The 3,066-nt window shown below is 70.2% G+C and carries 3 protein-coding genes; all 3 read left to right on the top strand.

Features of this window, described 5'->3' with window-relative positions; all coding sequences use genetic code 11:
- Positions 1-117: 117 nt before the first annotated feature.
- Positions 118-966 carry a hypothetical protein gene (locus AB0E98_RS33475; RefSeq protein WP_361710248.1) on the top strand — a complete coding sequence of 283 codons (849 nt, stop codon included), beginning with the start codon at positions 118-120 and terminating at the stop codon, positions 964-966.
- A gap of 83 nt (positions 967-1,049) precedes the next feature.
- A complete protein-coding gene (gene dnaB, locus AB0E98_RS33470) occupies positions 1,050-2,408 on the top strand; it encodes a replicative DNA helicase (protein WP_359516182.1) in 1,359 nt (452 codons plus the stop codon).
- A 119-nt stretch (positions 2,409-2,527) separates the two neighbouring features.
- Positions 2,528-3,066: XRE family transcriptional regulator (locus AB0E98_RS33465; protein ID WP_361710246.1), on the top strand; the 539-nt coding region annotated here is incomplete at its 3' end.

Genomic DNA, 3,066 nt, shown 5'->3' with positions numbered 1-3,066 from the left:
GACGGCATTGCCGGGCCCGGGTCCGTCGCCCCCCCCACTCCCCCCCGTAGGGAGGAGGAGAATTCCTCCTCCCCAAACCCCTCCACGGCACCAGCAGGCACATCCGTCACGGACCCGGTGCGCCTTGCGGCAGCCGGTGAGCTGCTGGCCGGACTGCCGGGACGGTGGGCCTGCGGTCGCAAGTCAGTTCGGGAGCTGGCGCCGCTGCTCGTGGAGGCAGCCGACACGCAGGGCTGGGAGCTGGGCCGTGCTCTGGCCACGCACCTGACCCGCCGTACCCGCAAGGAGCCCATGGGGGTGCTGCGGGAGCGGATCGAGGACCTCCCCCGGTTTGCCGCCGTGCGTGCGGCCGGCACTGCCATGCCCCGGCAGACCGTGCTGCCGGAGGTCGCCAGCAGGCCAAAGGCTCCGGCGGCACCCGCCTCGCCCGAGGATGCTCCTACCACGCCGCCGACTGATCCGGAGGCCGTCGCGCAGGCCCGGGAGCTGCTGCTGTCGCTCACGCACCCGTGGGACTTGAGTCCGGAATCCGCGCAGCGCCTGGCCCCGAAACTGGCGGCGAACGCCGTGGAGCGCGGGTGGGCGTTCGACGACGAACTGCGGGAGAAGTTGATGGCGAACCCGGGCGGGGCCCACAACCACGAGCTGCTGCTGGAGACGCACCGCATCGGCCGTCTGCCGTACCGCAAGAAGGCTCAGGCCCGCCCGTCACGCCGAGGTGTCTCGCCGCAGCAGGCCGCCATCGACGCGTGTCCCCAGTGCGACGCCTGGGGCCAGTACGAGACGGGCGACGGCCGGTTCGCGCTGTGCCGTCACGAGCCACCTGCCGATGGTCCGCAGCCCCCGGCCGTCCCGGAGCAGGCCGCTGCTGGCGATGAGCCGCGCCCCCGCCCCGACGGGGCCGGGGCCGTAACCAGCCGCAACCTCAAGGATCTGCTGGACAACCTGCACCAGCCCGCCCTGTAGGCACCGCTTCACCGCCGCTGAAAACCCAAAGCGGCGCCCGATACCTTGGCCGGTCCGGGGGCCGCCAGAACTCAGGAGAGACCATGACAACGACCCTACCGCCGGACGACCAGGAGACTGCGTTCACCCGGGTGCCGCCGCAGGCCGTGCCCGCTGAACAGTCCGTCCTGGGCAGCATGATGCTGTCTGACTCGGCAGCCATCGAGTGCCAGGACGTCCTCCAGCCGGAGGACCACTTCGTCCCCCGGCACCAGATCATCCACCGGATGATCCTCGCCCTACGCAGCCAGAACCTGCCCTGCGACCCGATCGCACTGACCGACGCCCTGACCAAGAGCGGCGACCTGGGCAAGGTCGGCGGCGCCCCATACCTGCACGAGCTACTGCAGAGCGTGGACACCCCCGCCACCGGCCCGTACCACGCCGCAATCGTCAAGGAAAAGGCCGTGCTGCGCCGCTTGGCAGAAGCCGGAGTGACTATCACCGAGGCCGCCTATGCCGGTCGCGGCGACAGCGACGAACTGGTCGCCGAAGCCGCCGCGAAGATCGCCACCGTGGTGGAAGGCGCGCGCCAGGACGACGACTTCGTGCTGCCCGCAGACACGATGCTGGGCACCCTCGACACCATCGACCAGGCCAAGAACGGCACCGGCCTAACGGGCCTGTCCACCGGGTTCATCGACGTTGACAGCCTCACCAGCGGCCTGCAACCAGGCCAGATGATCGTCATTGCCGGCCGCCCTGGCATGGGCAAGTCCACCCTGGCGATGGACATGGCCCGGGCCTGCGCGATCAAGCAGGGCATCCCCGCCGCCTTCATCTCACTGGAGATGGGCGTGGACGAACTCAACATGCGCCTGCTGTCCGCAGAATGCCGCGTCGCCCTGCACCACTTGCGCTCCGGACAGACCACCGACGAGGACTGGACCAGGATGGCGCGCCGTCTGCCCGACATCCAGGCAGCGCCGCTCTACATCAACGAGTCCGCCAACACACTCGGCACCATCCAGGCCAAGCTGCGCCGTCTCAAGGCCCGCCAGCCCGACCTGGGCCTGGTCGTCATCGACTACATGCAGCTCATCACCCTCGGCGGCCGACGACCGGAGTCACGCGAACGGGAAGTCGCAGAGATCAGCACGTCCCTCAAGCGGCTCGCCAAGGAACTCCGGCTGCCGATCATCACCCTCGCCCAGCTCAACCGCGGCCCCGAGTCGCGAGCCGAAAAGCGCCCCACCAAGGCGGACCTGCGCGAGTCCGGAGCCATTGAGCAGGATGCCGACATCGTGATCCTGCTGTACCGCGACGACGCCTACGAGAAGGAATCCCCGCAGGCTGGCGAAGTCGAGCTGATCTTCGACAAGCACCGCAACGGCCCCACCGCCACGATCACCGTCGCCAGCCAGTTGCACTACTCCCGCTTCGTCGACATGGCCCAAACCTGATCACCAACGACCCTGAGTGGCACTCAGAGCGCCGATCTCCTTCCACGGGGCCATCGCCTCGCACGGCAGCGAGATCGGCGCTCAGCGGCCCACACAGCCGATCATGAACGGAGGCCCGCATGGGCATCATCGGAGACGGCCTCAACCGCGCCGTCCAGGGCGCGTTCACCCGGCCCATCCCCAAGTCGGCCGGCGCGCAGATGCGCTACCTGGTCAAGCAACTCAAAGGCACCCGCGCGGTGGCCGGCCTGCTCGGCGTCTCGCAGCGAACCGTCGAGCGGTACGTGAAGGACCAGATCCGCCGCCCGCGCGCCGACCTCGCGCAGCGCCTGGAGGACGCCGTGCGACAGCGCTGGCAGCCTCGTGTCCGTGACCGTGCCCGTAAACAGGCCGCAGCCAGCACCGGCCTGGTCATCCACACCCGGGCCCGGTTCGGCTTCACCGCCGCACCCGGCACCACCGACGACGCCCGCGTCCGCCACCTCACCCTCGCGCTGCCGCCGCACCACGCGGCCCGGCTCCTCGATGCGCAGGACGCCGGCGCGAGCGAACAGCAGCTGCGCGGCCTGGCGGCCGAGGCGCTCGGCGAGGTCTACTTCCGTGACGGCGGCCGCCGCGCCGCAGGCCTCGGCGTCGAGTTCACGGACGTCGAACAGGC

The sequence above is a fragment of the Streptomyces sp. NPDC037389 genome (assembly GCF_040636475.1).
Classification (GTDB): domain Bacteria; phylum Actinomycetota; class Actinomycetes; order Streptomycetales; family Streptomycetaceae; genus Streptomyces; species Streptomyces hesseae.
This window is presented reverse-complemented; position numbering and strand designations above follow the sequence as displayed.

What these genes read in the sequence shown, in the direction of transcription:
- dnaB (WP_359516182.1), top strand. Translation starts at nt 1,050, where the DNA reads ATGACAACGACCCTACCGCCGGACGACCAGGAGACTGCGTTCACCCGG.